Below are 660 nucleotides of genomic sequence, written 5' to 3' on the forward strand. Positions count from 1 at the left end.
ACCACGCGTTCGGTGTTCGAGCACCGGGCCGTGCTGGTCGACGGTGCGGAGGTGGCGCGTGGGGTGGCGGGGCCGGGTCGGACGGCGTTCGTGTTCTCGGGTCAGGGTGGCCAGCGGGTGGGGATGGGCCGTGAGCTGTATGAGCGGTTCCCGGTGTTCGCCGGTGCGTTCGATGAAGTGGCGGCGGAGTTCGAGGGTTTGCGTGAGGTGGTCTGGGGTTCGGACGGGCGGCTGGACGAGACGGGGTGGGCGCAGCCGGCGTTGTTCGCGGTCGAGGTGGCGTTGTTCCGGTTGCTCGAGTCCTGGGGAGTGCGTCCGGACTTCCTGGTCGGGCATTCGGTCGGCGAGCTGGCCGCGGCGCACGTCGCCGGGGTGTTGTCGCTTCCGGACGCGTGTCGGGTAGTCGGCGCGCGGGCTCGGTTGATGCAGGCGTTGCCCAGCGGTGGGGCGATGGTCGCGGTCCGGGGGTCGGAGGCCGAGGTGGTGGCGCACCTGGTGGACGGGGTGTCGATCGCGGCGGTGAACGGTCCGGAGTCGGTGGTGGTCTCCGGCACGGAGGAGGCCGTGCTCGCGGTCGCGGCGCGGTTCGAGAAGACCAGGCGACTGCGGACCTCGCACGCGTTTCATTCGGGGTTGATGGACCCGATGCTGGCGGAGTTC

1 protein-coding gene is annotated in these 660 nt (G+C 71.1%); it reads left to right on the plus strand.

Annotation, left to right across the window (positions count from 1 at the left end; all coding sequences use genetic code 11):
- Positions 1 to 660, plus strand: a 660-nt coding sequence (locus tag BU204_RS37890; RefSeq protein WP_143230069.1) for an acyltransferase domain-containing protein, incomplete at both ends; no start/stop codon positions are given.

This window comes from Actinophytocola xanthii (genome assembly GCF_001921205.1).
GTDB classification, from domain to species: Bacteria; Actinomycetota; Actinomycetes; order Mycobacteriales; family Pseudonocardiaceae; genus Actinophytocola; species Actinophytocola xanthii.